Origin of the sequence: Streptomyces xanthophaeus, assembly GCF_030440515.1 — a bacterium.
Lineage (GTDB): Bacteria > Actinomycetota > Actinomycetes > Streptomycetales > Streptomycetaceae > Streptomyces > Streptomyces kutzneri.
On record NZ_CP076543.1, the window covers coordinates 3491953 to 3517471 of the forward strand.

Annotated in this window: 26 protein-coding genes and 4 tRNA genes; 7 read left to right on the top strand and 23 right to left on the bottom strand. The window is 70.8% G+C overall.

The annotated features are described in order from the left end of the window. Nucleotides 1-136 precede the first annotated feature (136 nt). The 5 genes from rplA to KO717_RS15130 form a co-directional block, all read right to left on the bottom strand. Complete coding sequence (gene rplA, locus KO717_RS15110) at nt 137-865, bottom strand: 50S ribosomal protein L1 (protein WP_030388881.1); 729 nt, start codon at nt 863-865, stop codon at nt 137-139. Nucleotides 866-953: 88 nt separating this feature from the next. After that, complete coding sequence (rplK, locus tag KO717_RS15115) at nt 954-1388, bottom strand: 50S ribosomal protein L11 (RefSeq protein ID WP_030008445.1); 435 nt, start codon at nt 1386-1388, stop codon at nt 954-956. Between the two features lie 165 nt (nt 1389-1553). Beyond that, nucleotides 1554-2471, bottom strand: a complete 918-nt coding sequence (gene nusG, locus KO717_RS15120) for a transcription termination/antitermination protein NusG (protein ID WP_301367932.1) — start codon at nt 2469-2471, stop codon at nt 1554-1556. An 83-nt stretch (nt 2472-2554) separates the two neighbouring features. Continuing rightward, nucleotides 2555-2836, bottom strand: coding sequence for a preprotein translocase subunit SecE (secE, locus tag KO717_RS15125; RefSeq protein WP_189733391.1), 282 nt, complete (start codon nt 2834-2836; stop codon nt 2555-2557). A 106-nt stretch (nt 2837-2942) separates the two neighbouring features. Next, nucleotides 2943-3015 (bottom strand) — tRNA-Trp (locus KO717_RS15130). A 193-nt stretch (nt 3016-3208) separates the two neighbouring features. Between KO717_RS15130 and KO717_RS15135 the strand changes: the two genes are divergently transcribed. Both KO717_RS15135 and KO717_RS15140 read left to right on the top strand, forming a co-directional pair. Then, on the top strand, nt 3209-4435 hold the full coding sequence (locus KO717_RS15135) for a pyridoxal phosphate-dependent aminotransferase (RefSeq protein WP_301367934.1): 1227 nt from the start codon (nt 3209-3211) through the stop codon (nt 4433-4435). A gap of 213 nt (nt 4436-4648) precedes the next feature. Further along, the gene (locus KO717_RS15140; RefSeq protein ID WP_301367935.1) at nt 4649-5668 is read left to right on the top strand and encodes an adenosine deaminase; all 1020 of its coding nucleotides are present in this window, start codon (nt 4649-4651) and stop codon (nt 5666-5668) included. On the opposite strand, the gene KO717_RS15145 is transcribed toward KO717_RS15140, so the two are convergent. From KO717_RS15145 to KO717_RS15190, 10 genes are all read right to left on the bottom strand, one after another. After that, on the bottom strand, nt 5658-6074 hold the full coding sequence (locus KO717_RS15145; RefSeq protein WP_030011236.1) for a hypothetical protein: 417 nt from the start codon (nt 6072-6074) through the stop codon (nt 5658-5660). The genes KO717_RS15140 and KO717_RS15145 overlap by 11 nt on opposite strands. A 16-nt stretch (nt 6075-6090) precedes the next feature. Continuing rightward, a complete protein-coding gene (locus KO717_RS15150; RefSeq protein ID WP_301374537.1) occupies nt 6091-7230 on the bottom strand; it encodes a UDP-N-acetylmuramate dehydrogenase in 1140 nt (379 codons plus the stop codon). Beyond that, on the bottom strand, nt 7227-7625 hold the full coding sequence (locus tag KO717_RS15155) for a DUF3291 domain-containing protein (RefSeq protein WP_301367937.1): 399 nt from the start codon (nt 7623-7625) through the stop codon (nt 7227-7229). The genes KO717_RS15150 and KO717_RS15155 overlap by 4 nt, the downstream gene beginning before the upstream one ends. Nucleotides 7626-7666: 41 nt before the next feature. Continuing rightward, complete coding sequence (locus KO717_RS15160) at nt 7667-9109, bottom strand: MFS transporter (protein ID WP_301367938.1); 1443 nt, start codon at nt 9107-9109, stop codon at nt 7667-7669. An 82-nt stretch (nt 9110-9191) separates the two neighbouring features. Then, nucleotides 9192-9761 carry a TetR/AcrR family transcriptional regulator gene (locus tag KO717_RS15165; protein WP_301367939.1) on the bottom strand — a complete coding sequence of 190 codons (570 nt, stop codon included), beginning with the start codon at nt 9759-9761 and terminating at the stop codon, nt 9192-9194. A 1315-nt stretch (nt 9762-11076) separates the two neighbouring features. Continuing rightward, a complete protein-coding gene (locus tag KO717_RS15170; RefSeq protein ID WP_301367941.1) occupies nt 11077-11505 on the bottom strand; it encodes a MaoC family dehydratase in 429 nt (142 codons plus the stop codon). 1 nt (nt 11506) lies between these two features. Then, entirely contained in the window at nt 11507-11959 is a 453-nt protein-coding gene (locus KO717_RS15175) for a MaoC family dehydratase N-terminal domain-containing protein (RefSeq protein ID WP_189733406.1), read from the bottom strand. Nucleotides 11960-12096: 137 nt separating this feature from the next. After that, nucleotides 12097-12261, bottom strand: a complete 165-nt coding sequence (rpmG, locus tag KO717_RS15180; protein ID WP_003956487.1) for a 50S ribosomal protein L33 — start codon at nt 12259-12261, stop codon at nt 12097-12099. An 88-nt stretch (nt 12262-12349) separates the two neighbouring features. Continuing rightward, nucleotides 12350-12422 (bottom strand) — tRNA-Met (locus tag KO717_RS15185). A 48-nt stretch (nt 12423-12470) separates the two neighbouring features. Further along, nucleotides 12471-12543 (bottom strand) — tRNA-Thr (locus tag KO717_RS15190). Between the two features lie 343 nt (nt 12544-12886). Between KO717_RS15190 and KO717_RS15195 the strand changes: the two genes are divergently transcribed. Beyond that, nucleotides 12887-14155, top strand: a complete 1269-nt coding sequence (locus KO717_RS15195) for an amidohydrolase family protein (RefSeq protein WP_301367961.1) — start codon at nt 12887-12889, stop codon at nt 14153-14155. A gap of 53 nt (nt 14156-14208) precedes the next feature. Further along, nucleotides 14209-14865 carry an SDR family oxidoreductase gene (locus KO717_RS15200; RefSeq protein WP_301367962.1) on the top strand — a complete coding sequence of 219 codons (657 nt, stop codon included), beginning with the start codon at nt 14209-14211 and terminating at the stop codon, nt 14863-14865. 18 nt (nt 14866-14883) lie between these two features. Here KO717_RS15200 and KO717_RS15205 read toward each other — a convergent pair whose 3' ends face one another. From KO717_RS15205 to KO717_RS15215, 3 genes are all read right to left on the bottom strand, one after another. Further along, a complete protein-coding gene (locus KO717_RS15205) occupies nt 14884-15324 on the bottom strand; it encodes a DUF3574 domain-containing protein (RefSeq protein WP_301367964.1) in 441 nt (146 codons plus the stop codon). A gap of 133 nt (nt 15325-15457) precedes the next feature. Next, nucleotides 15458-16414, bottom strand: a complete 957-nt coding sequence (locus KO717_RS15210) for a hypothetical protein (protein WP_301367965.1) — start codon at nt 16412-16414, stop codon at nt 15458-15460. Nucleotides 16415-16687: 273 nt separating this feature from the next. Further along, a tRNA-Tyr gene (locus tag KO717_RS15215) sits at nt 16688-16769 on the bottom strand. 200 nt (nt 16770-16969) lie between these two features. Between KO717_RS15215 and KO717_RS15220 the strand changes: the two genes are divergently transcribed. The 3 genes from KO717_RS15220 (at nt 16970) to KO717_RS15230 (ending at nt 20334) form a co-directional block, all read left to right on the top strand. Then, nucleotides 16970-17458, top strand: a complete 489-nt coding sequence (locus tag KO717_RS15220; protein ID WP_030009008.1) for a YajQ family cyclic di-GMP-binding protein — start codon at nt 16970-16972, stop codon at nt 17456-17458. Nucleotides 17459-17652: 194 nt separating this feature from the next. Beyond that, nucleotides 17653-19080, top strand: a complete 1428-nt coding sequence (locus tag KO717_RS15225; RefSeq protein WP_301367966.1) for a SulP family inorganic anion transporter — start codon at nt 17653-17655, stop codon at nt 19078-19080. Nucleotides 19081-19098: 18 nt separating this feature from the next. Beyond that, complete coding sequence (locus KO717_RS15230) at nt 19099-20334, top strand: APC family permease (RefSeq protein WP_301367967.1); 1236 nt, start codon at nt 19099-19101, stop codon at nt 20332-20334. Here the strand turns inward: KO717_RS15230 and KO717_RS15235 are convergent. The 5 genes from KO717_RS15235 to KO717_RS15255 all read right to left on the bottom strand — a co-directional run bounded on the left by KO717_RS15235 (nt 20318) and on the right by KO717_RS15255 (nt 25508). Further along, nucleotides 20318-20851: an SMI1/KNR4 family protein gene (locus KO717_RS15235; RefSeq protein WP_301367968.1), complete on the bottom strand. Its 534-nt coding sequence runs from the start codon at nt 20849-20851 to the stop codon at nt 20318-20320. The genes KO717_RS15230 and KO717_RS15235 overlap by 17 nt on opposite strands. A 120-nt stretch (nt 20852-20971) precedes the next feature. Further along, the gene (locus KO717_RS15240) at nt 20972-21364 is read right to left on the bottom strand and encodes a YccF domain-containing protein (RefSeq protein WP_189733420.1); all 393 of its coding nucleotides are present in this window, start codon (nt 21362-21364) and stop codon (nt 20972-20974) included. Next, nucleotides 21361-22224, bottom strand: a complete 864-nt coding sequence (gene htpX / locus KO717_RS15245; RefSeq protein WP_189733766.1) for a zinc metalloprotease HtpX — start codon at nt 22222-22224, stop codon at nt 21361-21363. Before htpX ends, KO717_RS15240 begins: the two co-directional genes overlap by 4 nt. A 201-nt stretch (nt 22225-22425) precedes the next feature. Further along, on the bottom strand, nt 22426-23958 hold the full coding sequence (locus KO717_RS15250; protein ID WP_301367970.1) for an NADH-quinone oxidoreductase subunit N: 1533 nt from the start codon (nt 23956-23958) through the stop codon (nt 22426-22428). Beyond that, nucleotides 23955-25508, bottom strand: a complete 1554-nt coding sequence (locus KO717_RS15255) for a complex I subunit 4 family protein (protein WP_301374540.1) — start codon at nt 25506-25508, stop codon at nt 23955-23957. The genes KO717_RS15250 and KO717_RS15255 overlap by 4 nt, the downstream gene beginning before the upstream one ends. Nucleotides 25509-25519: the final 11 nt, after the last annotated feature.

The window sequence follows — 25519 nt, forward strand, 5'->3', positions numbered from 1 at the left end:
TACGTTCCCGCTCTGTCGGGTCGCGCCCCATTAAGCCCCGATCAAGGGGTATGTGGCCCTGAACACGGAAGCGGGCCCCCCGCCACCCTGTGAAGGGGGCGAGGGGCCCGCTGAGCCACTCGATGAGCCGTCAGGCTCAGACAGCAGCCGGGTCTTCCTCGACGAGGAGGTTCCGGGTGCGGTTCGGGTCCAGCTGGATGCCGGGGCCCATGGTGGTGCTGAGGGCGGCCTTCTTGATGTAGCGGCCCTTCGCGGCGGACGGCTTCAGACGAAGGATCTCGTCCAGGGCCGCGCCGTAGTTCTCGACCAGCTTGTCATCGGAGAAGGAGACCTTGCCGATGATGAAGTGCAGGTTCGAGTGCTTGTCGACGCGGAACTCGATCTTGCCACCCTTGATCTCGGTGACAGCCTTCGCGACGTCCATCGTGACGGTGCCGGTCTTCGGGTTCGGCATCAGGCCACGGGGACCGAGCACGCGGCCGAGGCGGCCGACCTTGCCCATGAGGTCCGGGGTGGCCACAACGGCGTCGAACTCGTTCAGGCGGTTGCCCTTGGCGATCTCGTTGATGAGCTCGTCGTCGCCGACAATGTCGGCGCCGGCGGCTTCCGCGGCCGCAGCACGGTCACCGGTCGCGAAGACCAGGACCCGGGCGGTCTTGCCGGTGCCGTGCGGGAGGTTCACGGTGCCGCGGACCATCTGGTCGGCCTTGCGCGGGTCGACACCCAGGCGGAAGGCGACCTCGACGGTGCCGTCGAACTTGGTCGTGGAGGTCTCCTTGGCGAGACGGACGGCCTCGAGCGGGGCGTACAGCTTCTCCCGGTCGACCTTGGCGTCCGCAGCGCGGAGAGTCTTGCTGCGCTTCACTTCTGCTCCTGTGTTTTGGCTTCAGGCATGGAGTCGTGGTGCGGACCAGCGCTTGGTCCTACCACTGATGGTGCTGGGGGTGGCTGGATCAGCCTTCGACGGTGACGCCCATCGAACGCGCGGTGCCGGCAATGATCTTGACGGCGGCGTCGATGTCGTTGGCGTTCAGGTCGGGCATCTTCAGCTCGGCGATCTCCTTGACCTGGGCAGCCGTGAGCTTGGCGACCTTGGTCTTGTGGGGCTCGCCGGAGCCCTTCTCGATGCCCGCGTGCTTCAGGATGAGGCGCGCGGCCGGCGGAGTCTTGGTGATGAAGGTGAAGGAGCGGTCGTCGTAGACCGTGATCTCCACCGGCACGACCATGCCACGCTGCGACTCGGTCGCGGCGTTGTAGGCCTTGCAGAACTCCATGATGTTGACGCCGTGCTGACCGAGCGCGGGGCCGACCGGCGGAGCCGGGTTGGCCGCACCGGCCTTGATCTGGAGCTTGATAAGCCCCGTGACCTTCTTCTTCTTGGGAGGCATTGCTCTCTCCGGGTCCTAGTGAGAGTTTTCAGCCGCCCATCCGGTCATCCGGATGGAGGCATACCGCACCACGATAACGGGTATCGGTGCGGGGCTAAAAACCGAGCAGGTCAGACCGCCCTTCACGGGGCGATCTGACCTGTCCGGAAGCTGTCGCTCAGAAGATCAGTTCTTCTGGATCTGGTCGAAGCTGAGCTCGACCGGGGTCTCGCGGCCGAAGATCTCGACGAGGCCCTTGACCTTCTTCGAGTCGGGGTTGATCTCGTTGATGGTCGCCTGCAGCGTCGCGAACGGGCCGTCGGTGACGGTGACCGAGTCGCCGACCTCGAAGTCCAGGACCTCGATGGTGCGCTTGACGGCGGGCGCGGGCAGACCGGCCTCTTCCGCGGCGGCCTTGGCGGCCTTCTCCTGCGCCTCCGGGGCGAGCATCTTGACGATCTCGTCCAGGGTCAGCGGGTACGGGTCGTACGCGTTGCCGACGAAGCCGGTGACACCAGGCGTGTTGCGGACGACACCCCAGGACTCGTTCGTCAGATCCATGCGGACGAGAACGTAACCGGGCAGCTTGTTCTGCCGGACGTTCTTGCGCTCGCCGTTCTTGATCTGGACGATCTCTTCCTCGGGCACCTCGGCCTGGTAGATGAACTCCTCGACGTTCAGCGAGACGGCGCGCTGCTCCAGGTTGGCCTTCACGCGCTTCTCGTAGCCGGCGTAGGTGTGGATCACGTACCACTCGCCGGGGAGCAGGCGCAGCTCCTCGCGCAGGGCCTGGATGGGGTCGACGGGCTCGGCGGGCTCGACCGGAGCGGCCTCTTCGGCCTCTTCCTCGTCGGCCTCGGCGTCGTCAGCAGCCTCTTCGATCTCGGCGTCGACCTCGACCTCGGCGTCAACCTCGGCGTCGTCCTCGTCCTCGTCCTCGTCGGACTCGACGTGCATCGCGGCCTCTTCGGCGGCGACACCCGCCTCGACGTCGGCGAGCTCGGCCTCGTCGGGCTCCACAGCGTCCGCCGCCTCGACGATGTCGAGCGCGTCCTCGACGGACTCGACGGAGTCGTGGCTCGCGTTCAGGTTCGGGTCAGACACGGTGGCTGCTTCTTCCTGGATACAAAAGGTGGTGGAACATGCGAAAACGGGCGACACCATCAAGGCGCCGCCCTCCGCGGGGATCAGCCGAAGACGAACTTGATGGCTTTTTCAAACCCAAAGTCAATCACGGTTACCAGACCGATCATGATGATCACGAAGACAATCACCACGGTGGTGTACGTCGTGAGCTGGTTGCGAGTCGGCCAAACAACCTTGCGGAGTTCCGCGACAATCTGGCGGTAGAAAAGCGCGAGCCGGCCCAGAGGGCCCTTCTTGCCGCGCTTGCCGCCCTTGCGGGCCTTCTTCTCGCGCGTCTCGTCCTCGGCGTCAGGCATGTCGATGGAGCCCAGGGCGTCCGTCACGTCTCTCACCTGAATCCGGGTCGTGGCCGTACCGCGCCCGGTTGCGCCGCACGGCGTTGCATCTAAGTACGTACCTGCGCACACACGTCCGAGATGGAGTGTGGAGCAGGGCCGGAGGGACTCGAACCCCCAACCGCTGGTTTTGGAGACCAGTGCTCTACCAATTGAGCTACGACCCTTTGTGTCCCCCAACCTACCGCATCCGAGCGAGTGCACGGAGTGCTCACGCTTTGCAGCGGCTGGCGAGGTCCAACGACAGGTGAGTGTACGTGAACCGGGCCGTGACGTCGAACAGCACCTGAGCTGACATGCGTCGGTCCGTTGACTGAAACGGTGTGCGGCGGTTCTTCGCCGTCTGGGACGATTGCCCGCATGACCTCTGCAACGCCTTCCTCCGAGCGCCGGGTGTCCGCCCGTATCGGCGCCATTTCCGAGTCCGCCACCCTCGCCGTGGACGCCAAGGCCAAGGCCCTCAAGGCCGCCGGGCGCCCGGTGATCGGCTTCGGTGCCGGCGAACCCGACTTCCCGACCCCGGACTACATCGTCGAGGCGGCGGTCGAGGCCTGCCGCAACCCCAAGTACCACCGCTACACGCCGGCCGGCGGTCTGCCCGAGCTGAAGGCCGCGATCGCCGCCAAGACGCTGCGCGACTCCGGCTACGAGGTGGACGCCTCGCAGGTCCTGGTGACCAACGGCGGCAAGCAGGCGATCTACGAGGCCTTCGCGGCCGTCCTGGACCCGGGTGACGAGGTCATCGTCCCGGCTCCGTACTGGACCACCTACCCGGAGTCCATCCGTCTCGCCGGCGGTGTCCCGGTCGAGGTCGTCGCCGACGAGACCACCGGCTACCGCGTCTCCGTCGAGCAGCTGGAGGCCGCGCGCACCGAGCGCACCAAGGTCGTCCTGTTCGTCTCCCCGTCCAACCCGACCGGCTCGGTCTACAGCGAGTCCGACGCCCGCGCGATCGGCGAGTGGGCCGCCGAGCACGGCCTGTGGGTGCTCACGGACGAGATCTACGAGCACCTCGTCTACGGCGAGGCGAAGTTCACCTCGCTGCCGGTCCTGGTCCCGGCCCTGCGCGACAAGTGCATCATCGTCAACGGCGTCGCCAAGACGTACGCGATGACGGGCTGGCGCGTGGGCTGGGTCATCGCCCCGCAGGACGTCATCAAGGCGGCGACCAACCTGCAGTCGCACGCCACCTCCAATGTCTCCAACGTGGCCCAGGTCGCCGCGCTGGCCGCCGTCTCGGGCAACCTCGACGCGGTCGCGGAGATGCGCAAGGCCTTCGACCGCCGCCGCCAGACGATGGTGAAGATGCTCAACGAGATCGACGGCGTCTTCTGCCCGACCCCCGAGGGCGCGTTCTACGCGTACCCGTCGGTCAAGGAGCTCATCGGCAAGGAGATCCGCGGCAAGCGCCCGCAGAGCTCCGTCGAGCTCGCCGCCCTGATCCTGGACGAGGTCGAGGTCGCGGTCGTCCCGGGCGAGGCCTTCGGCACCCCCGGCTACCTGCGCCTGTCCTACGCCCTGGGCGACGAGGACCTGGTGGAGGGCGTGTCCCGCATCCAGAAGCTCCTGGCGGAGGCCAAGGCCTAGGCCTGACCCGGCCCGCAGCACGAACCGAGCGGCGCCTCCCCGACCGGGGCGGCGCCGCTCGCCTTTTCAGCCCCGCCGGCGTTCGAGGCGCGGGTCCGGGCAGCTCCCGGAGGGCTCTCGCGCAGCGGCCCGGCCCCCGCTCACGCGTTCGCGCAAGCCCCCGATCGGTAAAACCCCCTCCCGCCGAGCGCAGCGGTACGGCAGGATCACCAGATGGAGCACGCACGCGATCTCACGCTTCTGCCCAAGGCCCACCTCCACCTGCACTTCACCGGGTCGATGCGGCCATCGACCCTGCTGGAGCTCGCCGACAAGTACGGCGTGCGCCTCCCCGACGCCCTCACGGCCGGGGAGCCGCCCAAGCTCCGCGCCACCGACGAGCGCGGCTGGTTCCGCTTCCAGCGGCTCTACGACGCCGCCCGCTCCTGCCTCCGCGAGCCCGACGACATCCGGCGCCTGGTCCGCGAGGCCGCGGAGGAGGACGTACGGGACGGCAGCGGCTGGCTGGAGATCCAGGTGGATCCCACCTCCTACGCCCCCCTGCTCGGCGGAATGATCCCGGCCGTCGAGATCATCCTCGACGCCGTCGACGCGGCCTCCCGCGAGACCGGCCTCGGCATGCGGGTCCTCATCGCCGCCAACCGCATGAAGCACCCCCTCGACGCCCGCACCCTCGCCCGCCTCGCCGTCCGCTACGCCGACCGCGGCATCGTCGGCTTCGGACTCTCCAACGACGAGCGCCGCGGCATGGCCCGCGACTTCGACCGGGCCTTCGCCATCGCCCGCGAGGGCGGCCTCCTCGCCGCACCGCACGGCGGTGAGCTCACCGGCCCGTCCTCCGTCCGCGACTGCCTCGACGATCTACACGCCTCCCGCATCGGGCACGGGGTGCGGGCCGCCGAGGATCCCCGGCTGCTCAAGCGCCTCGCCGACCGGCAGATCACCTGCGAGGTCTGCCCCGCCTCCAACGTCGCCCTCGGGGTCTACGAGCGGCCCGAGGACGTGCCGCTGCGCACCCTCTTCGAGGCCGGGGTCCCCATGGCGCTCGGCGCCGACGACCCGCTGCTGTTCGGGTCCCGGCTCGCGGCCCAGTACGAGATCGCCCGCCGCCACCACGCCTTCACCGACGCGGAGCTCGCCGAGCTGGCCCGCCAGTCGGTGCGCGGCAGCGCGGCCCCCGAAGAGGTGCAGGCCAAGCTGCTGTCGGGGATCGACCACTGGCTCACCGGGTGAGCCGCAGGTCCCCCTCGTAGCAGTCGGCGCGTACCCGCCCGCCGTCCAGGAAGCCGATCTCCAGGTGGGTGCGGCCCTGTTCGGGCAGGGCGAACTCGGCGACCGAGGCGACGGTCTCGCCGAGGTGCCGCAGGAAGGGGTGGTCGCCGAGGTCCTCACCGACCTCGATGCGGCCCCACTCCCCCATGTCGTACGCCGCGTGCGGGGTGGCGGACTCGACGATGAGGCACTGGTCGGATCCGGTGGTGATCCGGATGGTGTCGCCGATGCTGTCGATCAGCCAGACGTCGAGGGGCGCCTCGGAACGTTCGCCGTCGCTGATGTGCCAGGACGCGACGACTCGGCTGAGCGTGCGCCCCACGAGACGGGTGGGGTCCGTACCGGCCCCGTGCAGGGGACAGAGCATGGGCGGCCGGGGCTCCTCAGATGCTGACGCCGACCGTCACCGGTTCGTTGACCAGGGTGACGCCGAAGGCCGCGTGGACGCCCGCGACGACCTCGCGGGCCAGGGTGAGGAGGTCCTCGGTGGTGGCCTCGCCGCGGTTGGTGAGGGCGAGGGTGTGTTTGGTGGAGATGCGCGCCGGGCCGGTGCCGTAGCCCTTGGTGAAACCGGCCTTGTCGATCAGCCAGGCCGCGCTGGTCTTCGTACGGCCGTCGCCGGCGGGGTACGCGGGCGGGGCGGTGTCGGGGCCGAGGCGGTCCTGGGCGCGGGCGAGGAAGGCGGCGTAGGCCTCGTCGGTCAGGATCGGGTTGTGGAAGAAGGAGCCGGCCGACCAGGTGTCGTGGTCGGCGGGGTCGAGGACCATGCCCTTGCCGGCGCGCAGCCGCAGCACCGTCTCGCGGGCGGTGGCGGCGGGGACCCGGTCGCCGGCCCCGACGCCGAGGGCGCGGGCGGTCTCGGGGTACTTGATCGGCGCGGACAGGCCGCCGGCGTCCTCCAGGGCGAAGCGCACGCGCAGGACGACGTAGCGGTCGGGCTGGTCCTTGAAGGTGCTGTTGCGGTACCGGAAGGCGCACTCGGCGGCGCTCAGGGTGACCGTTTCGCCACTGGTGCGGTCGTAGGCGACGACCTCGGTGATGGTGTCGCAGACCTCTTGGCCGTACGCACCGACGTTCTGGATCGGGGTGGCGCCGGCCGAGCCGGGGATTCCCGCGAGGCACTCGATGCCGGCGAGGCCGGCCTCGACGGTGCGGGCGACGGCGTCGCTCCAGTTCTCGCCCGCGGCGAGCTCCAGCCGCGTCCCGTCCAGGTCGAATCCGGTGGTCGCGATGCGCAGGGCGGTGCCGTCGAAGCCGCGGTCGCCGATGACCAGGTTGCTGCCGCCGCCGATGATCAGGAGCGGGGTGCCGCTCTCGTCCGCGGCGCGCACGGTGGCGACGACCTCGGCGTCGGTGGTCGCGGTGACCAGGCGGGCGGCGGGACCACCGAGACGGAAGGTGGTCAGCGGGGCGAGGGGGGCATCGTGGAGTTCCTGCACGTGGACAAGAGTACGGTCCGTGCCCCTCGCATCCCTGCGGGGCCACGGACCGTACTCACTCGTCCCCCGTACCGGCCGGGTCAGTGGCCCGTCTTCTGCTCTGCGAGACGGCGTTCGGCCTCGGCCCAGGTGAGGGGGAGCTCACCGGCCCGCACGGTCCAGTAGGTGAAGGCCGATTCCTTCATGTACGCGCTGGCGGCGCGGGAGCTGGTGCGGTGGGGCTCGCTGCGGGCGAAGCGGTAGAGCGCGTCCCGGTCCTCCCAGGCGGAGAGGGTGAGGAAGGTCCGGCTGAAGACGCGGGCGCGCAGGGCGACGCCGTGGGCACCGGGGGCCTTGCGGAGCTGGAGGATGATGCCGGGCGCCTTGAGGAAGAACTTGACGGCGCCGGCGAGCGTGGCGGTCTCGAAGCGGGAGGCCATGACGTAGACCTCGGCGTCGGGGGCGGCCTGGGTGGGCGTGGACCAGGGGATGTCGGGCATGGCGGGCGCTCCTTGGCGGTCTCGGTCGGGTGTGGGCGGGGTCAGCCGGCGGCGGGGACCTTGTCCGGGACGGCGGCGGTCCGGCCGGCGGGCACCGGGGCGGCCTTGGCCTTACGGGGCACCAGCAGGGCCAGGGCGGCGGCGAGGGCGACCGCGCCGGCGCCGATCCACAGGGCGGGGATGGTGCCGTCGGTGAAGGCCTGCGGGGATTCGTAGCCGCCCTGGGAGGAGAAGACGGAGGCCAGGACGGCGACGCCGAGGGCTCCGCCGACCTCGCGCAGCGCGTTGTTGGTGCCGGAGGCCTTGCCCTGGTCGGCCGGGGCGACGGTGGACATCAGGACGTTGGCCGCGGGGGCGAAGTAGAGGGCCATACCGATGCCGCTGAGGATCAGCGGCGGGAGCTGGGCCGCGTACGAGACGTCCGCGCTCAGGATCGCCGCGAACCAGCCGAGACCGAGGGCCTGGAAGGCGAGCCCGGCGGCGACGACGGGACGGCCGCCGATGCGGTCGGAGAGGATCCCGGCCAGCGGGGCGACGATCATCGGCATTCCGGTCCAGGGGAGCATGCGCAGACCGGCCTCGGTGGGCGAGTAGCCGGCGACTCCCTGGAGGAACTGGCTGAGCAGGAAGATCGAGCCGAACATGCCGAGGAACATGAGCAGGCTGGCCAGGTTGATCCCGAGGAAGCCGCGGTCACGGAAGAGCCGCATGGGGAGCATGGGGTTGGCGTTGTTGAAGCCGTGGTGGATGAAGCCGCCGACGAGCGCGCTGCCGACGATCAGGCCGGTCAGGACGGGGGCGCTGGTCCAGCCCTCGGAGTTGGCGTTGACCAGGGCGTAGACGATGCCGAAGAGGCCGCCGCTGATGAGCAGGGTGCCCGGGATGTCGAGGCGCGCACCGGGGGCGGTGGACTCGGCGAGGCGCAGGCGGGCGAGCGGGATCAGGGCGATGCCTATCGGCACGTTGAGCCAGAAGATCCACTGCCAGGAGATGTGCTCGGTGAGGCTGCCGCCGATGAGGGGGCCGCTGGCGACGGCGAGACCGGTGACGGCACCGTAGATCCCGAGGGCCATGCCGCGGCGGGCGGCGGGAACGGCGGCGGTGAGCAGGGTGAGCGTGAGCGGCATCATGATCGCCGCGCCGACGCCCTGCACGGCGCGGGCGGCGATGAGCGCGTCGATGCCGGGCGAGAGAGCGGCCGCGGCGGAGGCGCCGGTGAAGACCGCGAGACCCACGATGAAGAGCCGGCGGCGGCCGAAGCGGTCCCCGAGGGCGGCACCGAACATAAGGAGGACGGCGAAGGTGAGCGTGTACGCGTTCACCGTCCACTCCAGGTCCTCCAGCTTGCCGCCGAGGTCCTCACGGATGGCGGGGAGGGCGGTGGTGACGACCAGGTTGTCGAGTGCGGCCATGAAACTGGCCACGCCGGTGAGGACGAGGGCCCAGACGGCGGGCCCCCGGAGCTTGGTGTCTTGCGTCTGCACGGCTTCCCCCTGCGGGTTGTTAGTTATTGCTGACTAACTTTCACGATCATGACAAGGCACGCGAGCAGATCCCGCGCGCGCCTCACTTCTCCAGACGACGCTTGGCGCGCGCCGTCGGATAGAGCCCCTCCCAGACCCGGTGCTCCGGCGGGAAACCCATGGCGGCGAGGGTGTTGATCAGCATTCCGTACGCCATGAAGGTCGTGGTCTCGCCGATGTCCCCGCCGAAGGGCACGTGGACCGTGTCCCAGAGCTCCATCCAGCCCTTGCGCACGAGCTCGCCGAGCTCGTGGTCCCCGGCCGCCTCGGCGGCGGCGACGGTGACGTACATCTGGAGCTGCATCTGGAGCTTGTCGGGATCCTCGGCGATCAGCCGGGTGTAGGCGTTCGCCATCGCCTGCGTGGCCTCCTCCCCCTGCAGCCCTTCGCCGGCAGCGGCGAAGAGGTCGCGCGTCTCCTTCAGGCAGCGCTCGGCAGCGGCCAGGAAGATGGCCTGCTTGCTGGGGAAGAGCCGGAACAGGTACGGCTGCGAGACACCCACCCGCTTGGCGATCGCCTCGGTGGAGGTCCCGTAGTAACCTCCACGCGCGAACTCGTGCACCGCCGCGCGAATGACGCTCTCACGCCGCTCGTCTGCGCTCATCCTGACCATGAGACAAAGTTATTGCTCAATCACTAACTATGTCAAGGGGTGGGGCGGGGTCGGGAGGGTGGGGCGGGGGCTCCGGTGGGCGGGAGCCACTCGATCGGAATCAGGGATGCGTATGGGGGTTTCCCGTCAGTCCCATCGTCCCTCCGTGTCGGGCCGGTCCCTCAAGGGCGCTCCTTCGTCGCGTCACTGCGTGATGGCCTGCGGCCACCCTTGACCGACCGTCCCGCCCCGGAGAAACGAAAGACTGCCGGGAAGCCCCCAAAGGAACGGGCCGGGGGATCAAGGATGAGGACGGGGCGGCCAGAGAAGCGCGACCCGGTCGGGCGCAAAGAGCCACGTCCAAGAGGCGGGGCCCATGACAGACCAGGGCCCGTGTCGGGGGGGAGCGCGTCCAATCGCTACGCGCTCCTCATCTCTCAGCGCCTCGATCCCGTCTTGGGCTGCACATAGGCCGCCCAAGACCCGTAGGCGCTGCGCATGGGGGGCGTCTGCCGGCTGACTGCGGTGAGGAGGGGTGGGACTGCGGCTATGTCGTCGTGGATGCGGGTCAGTGCAGGTGGGCAGCCAGAAAGGCCGACAGTTCGCCCCAATTGCCCCCATCTGTTCGTGAGCTCGGGGGGTGATGCTCGCGTTGACCCGCATCCACGACGGAATAGCCGAGGTGTGGGCCCCTACCGGCCGTCGGACGCGGTCAGGGAGAAGCAGGTGGCGATCTGGGGCGGCCTATGTCCAGCCCAAGACGGTCGTCGGACGCACAGCGAGCGCGGGACCGAGGCCGTGGGCGGCCTATGCCCAGCCCCAGACGGTCTGGCGACGCTGAGACGTCAGGAGCGCGTAGCGATTGGACGCGCCTCCCCCGACGCGGGCCCTGGTCTGTGATGGGCCCCGCCTCTCGGTCGTGCCGGCCGGGATCTCCCTGGGCATCTCTGGCCGCCCGTCCCTGTCTTGATCCCCCGGCCCGTTCCTTTGGGGGCTTCCCGGCAGTCTTTCGTTTCTCCGGGGCGGGACGGTCGGTCAAGGGTGGAGCGCAGCGACATCGCGAAGCGACGCGACCGAAGGGAGCGCCCTTGAGGGAGCGGCCCGACACGGAGGGACGATGGGACTGACGGGAAACCCCCATACGCATCCCTGATTCCGATCGTGCAGATCCCGACTACCCACACCCCCGCCCCACCCTCCCGACCCCGCCCGGCCAGCCGGCTCCCCCAGCCCGCCCGACCCCACCCCGCCCCACCCCACCCAGCGAAAAGGGCGGAGGCGCCTCCTCGGCACCCCCGCCCCGCCCTCCCTGCCCTGCCCGCTTCGCCTCGCCGGCTCAGGCCAGTTCGACCACCGCGCGGGACATGCCCAGGACCTTCTGGCCCGCGCTCATGGCCGTCAGGTCGACCCGGACGCGGTTGTCGTCCAGCTTCGCGGCGACCTTCGCGGTGACCTCGATCAGCCCGCCCTGCTCGTCGTTGGGGACCACGACCGGCCTGGTGAAGCGCACGCCGTACTCGACCACCGCGCCCGGGTCCCCGGTCCAGTCGGTGACCACGCGGATCGCCTCGGCCATGGTGAACATGCCGTGCGCGATCACGTCCGGCAGTCCGACCTCCTTGGCGAACTTCTCGTTCCAGTGGATCGGGTTGAAGTCGCCCGAGGCTCCCGCGTACTGGACGAGCGTGGCGCGCGTCACGGGAAAGGACGCCGCCGGCAGCTCGGTGCCGACCTCGACGTCGGAGTACTGGATCTGCGCTGCCATGTCAGGCCTCCTCGGGGGCGCGGGAGACGAGCTTCGTCCACGCCGTCACCACGTGCTCGCCGGTCTCGTCGTGGACCTCGCCGCGGATGTCGATGACGTCATTGCCCGCGAGCGACTTCACGGACTCGATGGTGGAGACGACCGACAGCCGGTCACCGGCACGCACCGGGCGGGAGTACGCGAACTTCTGGTCACCGTGCACGACGCGGCTGTAGTCCAGTCCCAGCTGCGGGTCTTCGACGACCTGGCCGGCGGCCTTGAAAGTGATCGCAAACACGAAAGTCGGCGGAGCGATCACATCGGGGTAGCCGTACGACTTCGCGGCTTCGGGATCGCTGTAGACGGGATTGGTGTCACCCACCGCAGCCGCGAATTCGCGGATCTTCTCCCGGCCGACCTCGTACGGATCGGTGGGCGGGTAGCTCCGCCCCACGAAGGACTGGTCGAGAGCCATGACTCACTACCTCCTGTTGAAGGGACATGAATGACGCAAGAACAAAGACGGGAACAGGCACGGAAACGACACAAGGCCGCCCCCCGATGAAGGGGACGACCTCATGACGGTGCCTGTTATTCGAGACTTCGCTAGGGTCAGCGGGTCTCGCGGTGCGCGGTGTGCGAGTTGCAGCGCGGGCAGTGCTTCTTCATCTCAAGACGGTCCGGGTTGTTACGCCGGTTCTTCTTGGTGATGTAGTTCCGCTCCTTGCACTCCACGCAGGCCAGCGTGATCTTCGGGCGGACGTCGGTGGCAGCCACGTGAGTGCTCCTTGACGGAAATTGGGACGGATGAACGCATACAAGAGTAGCCGACCGGGAGACCGACCCCGCAATCGGCTACTGTGTGTAGCGGCGACCGGACTTGAACCGGTGACACAGCGATTATGAGCCGCTTGCTCTACCGACTGAGCTACGCCGCTTTGATGTGATCAGCTCCCCACCCGAGGGTGGGGAACCTCTCTCACCAGAGCCCCAATGCGGAATCGAACCGCAGACCTTCTCCTTACCATGGAGACGCTCTACCGACTGAGCTATTGGGGCGAGCGATGAAGACATTACACGGTTGCCTGCCGATCGCCCAAATCCTTTGCGGGGACAGGGCTCCGAGGGGGTTCGCGCGGCACTCTCGATCAACCCACCGATCACTTCCGCCCCACTTCTCGGGCGGATTGTGGGCGGGCTCACACTCCGGCGCCCGCCGATCGGAGCTCTGGCGCCCGTCGCGGCGCACGCGCGTGCGCTCCGGCGCGTGGCACCACACCGGTACGACTATTGCGCTCTTCCGCGAAGCAGGGTGCGCCGCGCCCTAGGCTCTGAGCACGCTGCGTGATCTTGGGCCGCGGGCCACGGCTCCAGGAACCGCCCGAGCCACCGCAGGAGCGCGATGTCCGACAGCCAGCCGCAGCAGCCGTTCCCCTCGCCCTTCGGTGGAAACGGCAACGCGGCCGCAGCCGAGGCCACCACCCTGCTGCTCGCGGGGGCGCGCCTCACCGACGGCCGGACCGTCGACGTCCGCCTCGGCGGCGGCCGGATCCAGGCCGTCGGCACCACGGGGAGCCTCCCCTCCCCCGCTCCGGCCCGGGTGGACCTGACCGGTTACCTGCTGCTCCCCGCCCCCGCCGAGCCGCACGCCCACGGGGACACGGCGCTGACCGCCGACACCGAGGGGCCCGTCTCCTACGCTCCCGACGAGGTCCAGCGCCGCGCCACCGAGGCCGCCCTGCTCCAGCTCGGCCACGGCGCCACCGCGGTCCGCTCCCACGTCCGCATCGGCGACGTGCACGGCCTCGGCCCCATGGAAGCCGTGCTCCAGGCCCGCCGCTCCCTGCGCGGGCTCGCCGACCTCACCGCCGTGGCCGTGCCCCGGCTGCTGACCGGGGTCGCCGGCGCGGACGGGCTGGCCATGCTGCGGGACGCGGTCAAGATGGGCGCCTCCGTGATCGGCGGCTGCCCGGACCTGGACCCGGACCCGACGGGCTTCCTCGAAGCCGTCCTGGAACTCGCCGCCGAGCACGGCTGCCCCGTGGATCTGCACACGGACGGTGACGACCCGGGCCGCCTCGCCCGGCTCGCGGCGATGGCCGGCGGGCTGCGCCCCGGAGTGACCATCGGCCCCTGCGGCGGCCTGTCCCGGCTCCCGATGGACGCGGCCGCCCGCGCCGCCGACCAGCTGGCCGCGGCCGGCGTACGGGTCACCTGCCTGCCCCAGGGCGACTGCGCGGCCCTGGAACGCCGCGGCCTGCGCACCGCCCCCGTGCGGCTGCTGCGGGCCGCCGGTGTGCGCGTCGCGGCCGGCAGCGGGGCGCTGCGGGACGCCGGGAACCCCGTCGGCCGCGGGGATCCCCTGGAGGCCGCGTACCTGCTCGCCTCCCAGGGAGGGCTCCGGGCGGCCGAGGCGTACGAGTCCGTCAGCGGATGCGCCCGCGAGGCCATGGGCCTGCCGGAGGTCCGGGTGGAGGCCGGCTTCCCGGCGGAGCTGCTCGCCGTACGCGGGGACCGGATCGCGGGCGTGCTGTCCCTCGCCTACAGCAGGATCGTGATCCACCGCGGGCGCGTGGTAGCCCGTACGAGTGCCGTACGGGAGTACTGCGACTCCGCCGTCGCGGTGGCTCTGGACCTGCCCCGGCAGGGCCGTACGGAGGCGGGACCGTGAAGTTCGGCGGCCGCTCGCGGGCGTCGGGGCCCGGCTCGTCGTACGGTCGGGTCATGCGCATCGTCATCGCGGGTGGACACGGTCAGATCGCGCTGCGGCTGGAGCGCCTGCTCGCCGCGCGCGGGTACGAGGTCGCGGGCATCGTCCGCGACCCGGCACAGGGCGACGACCTGAGGCAGGCGGGCGCCGAGCCGGTGCTCTGCGATCTGGAATCGGCCTCGGTGGAGCATGTGGCGGGGATCCTGCAGGGCGCGGACGTGGCGGTGTTCGCCGCCGGGGCGGGCCCCGGCAGCGGGATCGGGCGGAAGGACACCGTGGACCGGGGCGCGGCGGTGCTGTTCTCCGACGCGGCCGAACGGGCCCGCGTACGGCGCTTCCTGATGGTCTCTTCGATGGGCGCGGACGCACATCACGGGGGCGATGAGGTCTTCGACGCTTACCTGCGGGCCAAGGGCGAGGCCGATGACCACGTACGGACCCGGCTGGGCCTGGAGTGGACCGTCCTGCGCCCTGGTTCGCTGATCGACGACGCCGGGACGGGCCTGGTCCGTCTGGAGGCGCAGACGGGCCGTGGGGCCGTCCCGCGCGACGACGTGGCGGCGGTGCTGGCCGAGCTGATCGAGACCCCGGCGACGGCGGGCCTGACCCTGGAGCTGGTCTCCGGTTCGACGCCGGTGCAGGTGGCCGTGAAGGACGTGGCGGGCAACTGAGGGCGGCGCCGCGGCCGTTCAGAACCCGGCGCTGACCTTGTCGTCGGACCGGCCGACGGAGTCCTGCTGGTACCGGTCCTCGTACGCCTGCCGGATCCGCTCGATGCGCGTGCTGCGCTCGTCGGCCTCCTTCTCCGGGTAGAGCAGGACCACCTCGTACGAGGTCTCGCGGACGGTCTTGCCGTCCTGGCCGCGCCACTGGCCGTACCCGTCGTGGAGGGTCAGCCCCTCGGGGAAGGCGGGGGTGATCTCCAGGTCCAGGAACCGCATGAACTCGCGTTCCGCGACCGGGTCGCGGCCGTCGGCCCGCTGGGTGCCGAAGTACAGCCGGGTCTCCTGGTAGGGCTCCCCCACGTCCGTGTGGAGGGCCGCTCCCACCAGAGCGGGAATCCCTGCGCCGAGCAGGGCCATGAGCACCCCGCCGCCGACCTTCCCGCGCGTGTCAGATGTCCATTTCACCCCTGGTGAACGAACAGGGGCCGCCGACGTTGCGGCTGTGGTCGGCGCGGTGTCGGGTGACGGCGGGAAGCCCGCCCGTCCGCGGTGGCGGGCGGGGCGGGCTTCCGGTCGTTGCTGCCGTGCGGAGGTGCGGCTACCAGTAGATGACTACGTAGCCGTCGCCGCCGTCCTTGCCGCGGGAGCCGGAGTTGCCGATGGCCCGGTTGGTGCCGCCGCCGCGGCCGCCGTCGCCGCCGACGGCCGTGCCGTCCGGGAGCTGGACGATGCCGTCCGCGGTGCCGCCGCCGGTGCCGTCGGCGTTGCCCGGGTCACCGTTGCGGTTGACGCCGCCCGAGGAGCACGTTCCACTGCCGCCCAGGCCGGGGGTGCCGGGCTCGCCGGGACCGCGGTCCGCGGCGCCGCCGCCTCCGCCGCCGGTGCCACCGGTGGCGGTGAGGAGCACGGTGTTGGTCGACGCCACGGTCAGCGACGTGGTGGTGCCCGCGCTGCCGGCGGTGCCGTTGGCACCCGGTGCGCCGCCGAGGCCGTTGGCGCCGCCGGTGCCGACGTCCACTCCGTAGTCGGCCAGGGGGGTGACCGGGATGACGCACCAGGTGAAGCCGCCGCCACCGCCGCCACCGCCGTGGCCACCGGTGTTGTTGCGCGCGGCTGCGGCACCGTCCGCGTCCGCGGTGCCCTCGGCCCCGGTGTTCGGGTTGTTCGGGTTGTTCGGGTTACCGCCACCGCCACCGTTGTTGCGCGCGGAGCCGCCGCCACCGCCGCCGCCACCGCCGGCGCCCCATGCCTGGACGAACACCGACGTGACGCCCGGCGGCGGGGTGAAGGTGTTGTCCGAGGTGAACTGACGCAGGCCGTGGATGACCAGGGGGGCGTGCTTCTTGTGCTTGTCGTGCTCCGACAGCCCGTGCTTCTTGCTGTCGACGGGCTTCATGTTCTGGTGGCCCGCCGGCTTGGGCCCGTCCGCGGATGCGGCGGGAGCCAACGCGATCAACTGGCCGGTGAGCGCCGCGGCAGCGGCGATGGAGGCGAGCAGAACCCGGGAACGCCCCCGGGGCCGTTGAATCGTCGCCGACTGATGGTTCAGGTTCATGGCTTCCTTACCCGCCGGCGCCGAGGGCTGCCGCGGGATGCGATGGGAGGGGTGCGTGCGTCACGCGCCGCCCATCCGACCTGGCCACGGCCTCGCCGTGGCGCTGGCAGGGCCGGGGCTGTGGCCCAGTCAGGTGAGTAGTTCATCTGACCGGAGCAATTTCGAGGAGCGGTCCCGCCCCGTGTCCGGGCCGCGGTCGCAGGCGTGGTCGCCCGGTAACGAAAGAACCCCCGCTCACTGTGATTCCACAGATGAACGGGGGTTCCACTCGCGTGGCGGCGCCAGGGTTCGAACCTGGGTAGGCTGAGCCGGCAGATTTACAGTCTGCTCCCTTTGGCCACTCGGGCACACCGCCAAGATTTGCTGCCATTTTTTCCGCCTTGCGGCGGCGCTCCCTGGCAACGACGTAAACGATACCCGATGACCGGGGGTGCTTCACCACCGGATTGATCAGCGCTGCGGGTGGGCGCGGTGGCTAGGCTTTGCCGAGCGGGCCGGGCATGTCCGGCCGCGCCCTCCGGGGTGATCACAACCGACTTCAAGGAGCCACAGCACATGGCCGACTCCAGTTTCGACATCGTCTCGAAGGTCGAGCGGCAGGAGGTCGACAACGCCCTCAACCAGGCCGCCAAGGAGCTCTCGCAGCGTTACGACTTCAAGGGCACCGGCGCCACCATCGCCTGGTCCGGCGAGAAGATCCTGATGGAGGCGAACTCCGAGGAGCGCGTGAAGGCCGTCCTCGACGTCTTCGAGACCAAGCTGGTCAAGCGCGGGATCTCGCTGAAGGCGCTGGACGCCGGGGAGCCGCAGCTGTCCGGCAAGGAGTACAAGATCTTCGCCACGATCGAGGAGGGCATCTCCCAGGAGAACGCCAAGAAGGTCGCGAAGATCATCCGGGACGAGGGTCCCAAGGGCGTCAAGGCCCAGGTCCAGGGCGAGGAGCTGCGCGTCAGCTCCAAGAGCCGTGACGACCTCCAGGAGGTCCAGGCGCTGCTCAAGGGCAAGGACCTGGACTTCGCGATCCAGTTCGTGAACTACCGCTGACCCTGTTCCGCGACCTGCCCCACGCCGGCCCGGCGGTCTTCACCGACCGCCGGGCCGCGGCCGTCGCGAAGGGGGTGTGTGCGGGGCGTGTGCGGCGCACGCGCCACCGCGGACTCCTGTGGGCACTTGGGGCGCGATGAGTGCGCCCACCACGCTGGATGTCATCACATCACCACGTGGCAGGGGGTTCTCGCATGCCTGGGGCCGGCACGTTTCGTGATGACTTCGGGGCGTCCGTGGTCGTCGCGCTGGTCGCTCTACCTCTGTGCGTCGGGGTGGCGGTCGCCTCCGGAGTGCCGGCCGAGCTGGGGATCGTCACCGGGGTGGTCGGAGGGCTGGTCACCGGGTGGTTCCGCGGGAGCTCCCTTCAGGTGAGCGGGCCCGCGGCCGGTCTCACCGTGCTCGTCTACGAGGCGGTGCAGGCCTACGGTCTGCCCGCGCTCGGGGTGCTGGTGCTGGCCGCCGGGGTGGTGCAGCTGGGCATGGGGATGCTGCGGCTCGGACGGTGGTTCCGGGCGATCTCCGTCGCCGTCGTGCACGGGATGCTGGCCGGGATCGGGCTGGTACTGATCTCCGGGCAGCTGTATGCCCTGGGCGGTGTGGAGGCCCCGGGGCAGACCCTGGCGAAGCTGCGCGGGGTGCACGAGCTCGGGGCGCAGGCCGACTTGGCCGCCGTGCTGCTCGGGGTCGGGACGATCGCCGCCATGGTCGCCTGGCGCCGGGTGCCCGCCCGGCTGCGGATCGTGCCCGGTGCGCTCGTCGGAGTGGCCGCCGCCACCGCAGCGGCCGTCCTGCTGCGGCTGCCCGTCGAGAAGGTGCGGGTGACGGGTGTGCTGGAAGCCGTGTCTCCGCCCGACTGGGGCGACTTCGGGGTCCTGGTCTCGGTCGGCGCGGCCGGGACCGTGGTCGCGCTGGCGCTGATCGCCTCCGCCGAGACGCTGTTCAGCGCTGCGGCCGTGGACCGCATGCACGACGGGCCGCGGACGGAGTACGACAAGGAACTCATCGCCCAGGGCGTGGGCAACAGCGTGTGCGGGTTGCTCGGCGCGCTGCCGATGACCGCGGTCATCGTGCGCAGCGCCGCCAATGTGGAGGCCGGGGCTCGGACCCGCGCGGCCAGGGTGCTGCACGGTGGCTGGCTGCTGCTCTTCGCCGTGGCGTTTCCCCAGCTTCTGGAGAGCGTGCCGCTGGCCGCTCTGGCCGGGGTGCTGCTGCACGCGGGCTGGAAGCTGCTGCCGGCCAGGGCGGTGGCCGCGTTGTGGCGGACGCACCGGGGCGAAGCGGTGGTGCTGGTGGTCACGGCCTCGGCGATCGTGGTCACCAATCTCTTCGAGGGGGTGCTGATCGGGCTGGGGCTGGCCGTCGCCAAGGCGGCCTGGGAGACCTCCCACGTGCACATCGAGGAGGTGTGGGAGGACGAGGAGCTGTGCGTGCAGGTCCTGGGGAACGCCAGTTTCCTGCGTCTTCCCAAGCTGCTCGACGCCCTGGACGCGCTGCCGCACGGGCAGCCGGTGCGGCTGGATCTGAGCGGGCTGCGCCACCTGGACCACGCCTGTCTGACCGCTCTGGAGGGCTGGGAGCGCACGCGGGCGCCGCTGTCCGGTCGGGAGGGCGTCATCTAGCCGGGTTACCCTCCGCCCGTGGAACAGCAGTTGAAGCGCACCCTGGGGGTGTCCGACGCGGTCGTCGTCGGACTCGGCGCGATGGTGGGCGCCGGTATCTTCGCCGCCCTGGCTCCCGCGGCGCAGGCGGCGGGCGGCGCTCTGCTCGCCGCTCTGGGCGTGGCGGGTCTCGTGGCCTACTGCAACGCGCACTCCTCGGCGCGGCTGGCCGCCCGCTATCCGGCCTCCGGCGGCACGTACGTCTACGGGCGCGAGCGGCTCGGTCCCTTCTGGGGATATCTGGCCGGCTGGGGATTCGCGATCGGCAAGACCGCGTCCTGCGCGGCCATGGCCCTCACGGTGGGGGCGTACCTGTGGCCGGGGCGGCAGCATGCCGTGGCCGTCGCGGCGGTGGTGGCGCTGACCGCCGCGAGCTACGGCGGTGTGCAGAAGTCGGCCCGTATCGCGCGGCTGATCGTGGCGGCGGTGCTGGCGGTGCTGGCCGGGGTGGTCGTGGTGTGCCTGTCTTCCGGGGCGGCCGATCCGGGGCGGCTGGGCGGATCCGGCCGGGGTGTCTTCGGGCTGTTGCAGGGTGCGGGTCTGCTGTTCTTCGCCTTCGCGGGCTACGCCCGGATCACCACCCTGGGTGAGGAGGTGCGCGACCCGCGGCGGACGATCCCGCGGGCGGTGCCGATCGCGCTGGGGATCGCGCTGCTGGTGTACGCCGCGGTGGCGGTGGCGGCGCTGTCGGTGCTCGGCGCGGAGGGGCTGGCGCAGTCGTCGGCCCCGCTGGCCGACGCGGTGCGGGCGGCCGGGCGTCCCGGACTGGCCCCGGTGGTCCGGGTGGGCGCGGCCCTGGCCGCGCTGGGCTCGTTGCTGGCGCTCGTGCTCGGGGTTTCGCGGACCGTCCTGGCGATGGCCCGGGACGGCCATCTGCCGCGCGCGCTGGCGGCCGTACATCCCCGGCATCAGGTGCCGCACCATGCGGAGCTGGCAGTGGGTGCGGTCGTGGCGGTGCTGGCGGCCACCGCCGATCTGCGGGGCGCGATCGGTTTCTCCTCCTTCGGAGTGCTCGCCTACTACGCGATCGCGAACGCCTCCGCGTGGACTCTCGATTCAGCTGTCAAAGGTCGGGCCGTGGCAGTGGCCGGACTGTCCGGCTGTGTGGTGCTGGCGTGTGCGCTGCCCCTCGCGTCGGTGACCTGGGGGGCGGCGGTGCTGGCGGTGGGCGTACTGGTCTACGGGGTGCGGGGGCGGTTCAGATCCGGGATCTGAATCCGTCCCAGGGTGTCGGCTCCAGGTCGTACTCCTCTCCCGCCGGCGACTCGTCGCAGTACCAGGCGGTGCCGTCGAGCCAGCCGCGCAGCCAGCCGGCCAGGCTCGGGGAGTCGATGTACCAGGCCAGCTCGGGCTCCCCCGGATTCGGGTCGAACAGCAGGACCTGCGCGGTGTCGGACCGGCAGTCCACGCAGGCGTCCATTGCGCACCCGAAGTCGGCCACGGGCAGTACGCCTTCGGGCCAGCGCCACCCGGAGGACCGCCGCCGCTCGTACGCGAGGACGGCCTGACGCAGCGGCAGCAGCCCCTGACCGGGGCCGAATCCGCCGTCGCCGACGCGTGTGTAGAGCGAGACGAGCAGGGGCGGCAGGGCGAAGCCGAGTATGGCTTCGGCGCGGGCGGTCTCCCCTGGGTCCAGCGGCCCCGGCAGGGTCCTTCCGTGCCGCTCGTACCTGCGTGCGGAGTTGCGCACGCGGTCCGTGACTTGCTCCAGCAACTGCTCGGTCTCGTTCATGTCTTCATGGTGACGCACCCCACCGACAGCCGCCCGGGCCTGTGGACAACTCCGCCCGCAGGCCGATCGGTCGGCTTGCGGGCGGGGTGCGTATCGGCGTCGATGACGCCGGCGGCCGTGTCAGCGCGAGGCGAACGGCGCGTCCGTCGGGACGATCTCGCGGCCCAGCGGGAGCAGGGAGAGCGGGACCATCTTGAAGTTGGCGATGCCGAAGGGGATGCCGATGATCGTGACGCAGAGGGCGATGCCCGTGACGATGTGGCCGAGGGCCAGCCACCAGCCCGCCAGGACCAGCCACAGGACGTTGCCGATGCAGGACGGGGCGCCCGCGTCGTGGCGCTCGACCGTGGTGTAGCCGAAGGGCCAGAGGGCGTAGACGGCGATGCGGAAGGCGGCGATGCCGAACGGGATGCCGATGATGGTGATGCAGAGCAGCACGCCCGCGAGGAGATAGCCCAGGAACAGCCAGATGCCGCTGAGGATGAGCCAAATGATGTTGAGGATTGTCTTCATCGGCGGCGGCCTGCCATCTGTTCGAGCCGGGCGATGCGCTCGGCCATCGGAGGGTGTGTGGAGAACATCTTAGAAAGGCCCGCACCCGGACGGAACGGGTTGGCGATCATCATGTGGCTCGCCGCCTCCAGCCGGGGTTCCGGGGGCAGCGGGAGCTGTTTGGTGCCCGCGTCGAGCTTGCGGAGGGCGCTGGCCAGGGCGAGCGGGTCCCCGGTGAGCTGGGCGCCGGAGGCGTCGGCCTCGTACTCGCGCGAGCGGCTGATGGCCAGCTGGATCACGGAGGCGGCCAGGGGGCCCAGGATCATGATCAGCAGCATGCCGAGGAGGCCGGGGCCCTCGTCGTCGTTCGACCGGCCGATCGGGATCAGCCAGGCGAAGTTGACCAGGAACATGATCACCGAGGCGAGGGCTCCGGCCACCGAGGAGATCAGGATGTCGCGGTTGTAGACGTGGCTGAGCTCGTGGCCGATGACCCCGCGCAGCTCACGCTCGTCGAGGATGCGCAGGATGCCCTCGGTGCAGCAGACCGCGGCGTTGCGCGGGTTGCGGCCGGTGGCGAAGGCGTTGGGGGCCTCGGTGGGCGAGATGTACAGGCGTGGCATGGGCTGGCGCGCGGACGTGGAGAGCTCGCGCACCATGCGGTAGAGCTGGGGAGCCTCGAACTCGCTCACGGGGCGGGCGCGCATCGCGCGTAGAGCCAGCTTGTCGCTGTTCCAGTACGCGTAGGCGTTGGTCCCGAGGGCGACGAGGACGGCGATGATCAGGCCGCCCCGTCCGAAGAAGCTTCCGATGAGGATGATGAGTGCGGACAGCCCGCCGAGGAGTACGGCGGTCTTCAGCCCGTTGTGCCGGCGGTGCACGGTACGCCCTCCAAGTGGTGCGGCAGGGGAGCCCGTCATGGATGTGAGGGTCTACGGTCCAGTGGACCCTCCCTTCCTGGTCAACGCGAGGTGAGGGCGTCTGGTTCCCAGGGCGCGGCAGGGCGGCCGCCCGCCGCCGCCCCTGCGCGGGGGGCGGCGGGGCCGCGGCGGGCGTTACTCCGTACGGGTTACACGCGCCGGCTACTGGGCGAAGAGGCTGCCCGAGGTGACGCGCAGGATGAGTTCCGGGGCGCCCGAGACGACGACTGCCGTGATCGCGGTGACGACGATGGCCGCCGCCACGGGCCAGGGGGCGCGCGTACGGGTCGGCGCGCCCTCGGGGGTGCGGAAGAGCAGGGCCGTCCAGCGCAGGTAGTAGTACAGGGCGATGACGACGTTGATCGCCATGACCACGGCCAGCCAGCCCAGGCCCGCGTCGACCGCGGACCGGAAGACGGTGACCTTGGCGAAGAGCCCGATGATGCCCGGGGGCAGGCCCGCCAGGCAGAGCAGGAAGAAGCCCAGGGAGAGGGCGGCCAGCGGGCGCTCGGCGTAGAGCCCGCGGTAGTCGCTGATCCGGTGGAGCGGCTTGGTCCGGGCGACCAGGGCTGCCACGGCGAAGGCGCCGAGGTTCACTGCGGCGTACATGAGGGCGTAGGCGACGGTGGAGCCGATCTGGTCACGCCCGGAGTAGGCGGCCGCTGCGATCGGGACCAGCAGGTATCCGGCCTGGCCGACCGAGGACCAGGCGAGCAGCCGTACGGCACTGTTCGGACGGTCCGGGGACTGCCGCAGGGCGGCGGCGTTGCCCAGGGTCATGGTGAGTGCGGCGAGGACGGCCAGGGCCGGGCCCCAGATGTCGGAGTACGCCGGGAAGGCGATCACCGTGACGAGGATGAGGCCGGTGAACCCGACGGCCTTGCCGATCACCGAGAGGTAGCCGGCGATGGGCAGGGGGGCACCGATGTAGGTGTCGGGGACCCAGAAGTGGAAGGGGACGGCCGCGGTCTTGAAGGCGAAGCCGACGAGGGTGAGCGCGACACCGGCCATGGCGAGCGTGTCGAGCTGCCCGGGGACGTCTTCGAGGCGGACGGCGACCTGGGTGAGGTGCAGGGAGCCGGTGGCGGCGTAGACGAAACTGACGCCCATCAGCGACACGGCGGTGGCGGTGACGGAGGACAGGAAGAACTTCAGCGCGGCCTCGGAGGAGAGCCGGTCGCCGCGGCGCATGCCGACGAGGGCGAAGGCGGGCAGCGAGGCGACTTCGAGCGCGACGATCAGGGTGGCGAGGTCGCGGGAGGCGGGCAGCAGGGCGGCGCCGGCGGCGGAGGAGAGCAGCAGGAACCAGTACTCGCCGGCGGGCATGCGGGTGTCACGGACGGCGGTGACCGACACCAGGGCGGTGACCAGGGCGCCGGCCAGCACGAGGAACTGGATGACGAGGGTGAAGTGGTCGGCGACGTAGCTGCAGGCCGCCGGGTCGTCGGTGAGGCAGAAGGTGGCGCGGTCACCGGCGCGCAGGGGCAGCAGGGTGGCGGTCGCGGCGGCGAGGCCGGCGACCGAGATCCAGCCGAGGACCGGCTTGTGGCGCTCGGCGAGGAACAGGTCGGCGACGAGGACGACCAGGCCGACGGCGGCGGTGATCACCACGGGTGCGATGGCGAGCCAGTCGACGGACTGGACCAGGCTCGGGGCCTCGGCGGAGAGGACCGTCAGGGCCGTCATGGCCGTCATGAATTGCCTCCTGCGAGGAGCTTCTGGACGGCCGGGTCGGTGAGGCCGAGGAGGACCGCGGGCCACAGGCCGGCGAGGACGGTGAGGGCGACGAGCGGGGTCCAGGCGGCGAACTCGTAGCGCTGGACGTCCGCGACGGCGAGCTCGGGACCGGCTTTCGGGTCTCCCATGCAGACGCGCCGTACGACGATCAGCAGGTAGGCGGCGGTGAGCAGGGTGCCGAACGCGCCGACGGCCACGTACGTGAGGAACGCGGGGCGGGAGAGGCCCTCGGCGGGGTCGAAGGCGCCGAAGAGGGCCAGCATCTCGCCCCAGAAGCCGGCCAGGCCGGGCAGGCCCAGGGAGGCGACGGCGGCGAAGGCGAGGAGCGCGCCGAAGCGGGGGGCGCGGCCGTAGAGCGCCGCGCCGGTGGCTCCGGCGAGGGTGTCGAGGTCGGCGGTGCCGTAGCGGTCCTTGAGAGCGCCGACCAGGAAGAAGAGGAGGCCGGTGATCAGGCCGTGGGCGATGTTGGCGAAGAGCGCGCCGTTGACGCCGGTGGGGGTCATGCTCGCGATGCCGAGGAGGACGAAGCCCATGTGGCCGACGGAGGAGTAGGCGATGAGGCGCTTGAGGTCGCCCTTGTTCCCCTTGCGGGCCAGCGCGAGGCAGGCGAGCGATCCGTAGACGATGCCGACGGCGGCGAAGGCGCCCAGGTAGGGGGCGAAGGTGGCCATGCCGTCGGGGGTGATGGGGAGCAGGATGCGGACGAAGCCGTACGTGCCCATCTTGAGCAGGACGCCGGCCAGCAGGACGGATCCGACGGTGGGCGCGGCCGTGTGGGCGTCCGGCAGCCAGCTGTGCAGCGGCCACATCGGGGTCTTCACGGCGAGGCCGATGCCGATGGCGAGAACGGCCAGGAGCTGGGTGGTGTGGGACAGTTCGCGGCCATTGTCAGAGGCCAGTGTCACCATGTCGAAAGTGCCGCTGTTCAGTCCGATCAGGAGCAGACCGAGCAGCATGACGACGGAGCCGAGGAGCGTGTAGAGGATGAACTTCCAGGCGGCGGCCTGCCGCTGAGCACCGCCCCAGCGGGCGATGAGGAAGTACATCGGGATGAGGACCATCTCGAAGGCGAGGAAGAAGAGCAGCAGGTCGAGGACGGCGAAGGTCGCGAGGGTGCCGGACTCCAGGACGAGGAGCAGCGCGACGAAGGCCTTCGGGGAGGGGCCTGCGGGGAGCTTGAAGTAGCTGTAGAGCGCGCAGAGGAAGAACAGCAGCGCGGTCATCAGGAGGAGGGGGAGCGAGATGCCGTCGACGCCGAGGTGGATCCGGACGTTCAGCGCCTGGATCCAGCTGATGTCCGTCGTCGCCTGGATGCGGGACGGGGCGTCGTGGTCGAAGCCCAGGGTGAGGGCGATGGCCGCGGCGAGGATCACGCCGGTCACGGTCACGCCGTGGCGGAGCACGGCCTGTTCGGGGCTCTTGCCCTTGAGGCCGGGCGGGGCCGGCAGGAGCGCCGCGGCGGAGCCGAGGAGCGGTGCGGCCACGATGAACGCCAGAAGGAACTGCATCACGGACGGGC